This window comes from Photobacterium sp. DNB22_13_2 (assembly GCF_052873915.1).
The window spans coordinates 1-280 of the sequence record NZ_JBNNXU010000109.1 but is presented as its reverse complement, the minus strand read 5'-3'; the positions used below and the strand labels follow the sequence as shown (position 1 = coordinate 280).

The 280-nt window shown below is 60.4% G+C and carries 1 protein-coding gene; it reads left to right on the top strand.

Annotated elements, in window-relative coordinates:
* The coding region (locus ACVA58_RS28015) for a hypothetical protein (protein WP_446513508.1) at positions 1 to 280 on the top strand (280 nt) is incomplete at both ends.

Sequence of the window (280 nt, the reverse complement as noted above, 5' to 3'; positions counted from 1 at the left end):
CGCCCAGGAAGCGCGAGAGAGAGAAGCGAGGCAAGTCGCCTACGTCAAGAGCAAGTCCAAGAAAGTGCGGCCGGTCCCGGAGGGATTCGACGACCTGGACATGCCCCTGCTGCGCCAGATGTTCGCCGAGATCTTTGAGGCGGCAGACGGTGCCACGGTAGATGAAGCAGTCAACGTCGCTGGGGCGATCGAATCGAGTGAGGAATGGAGTGCGGATGCCGTCAAATGGCTCCACGCTTTGCTTCTTGAGCGATCGATCGAACTGCTGTCGATGCGGGTC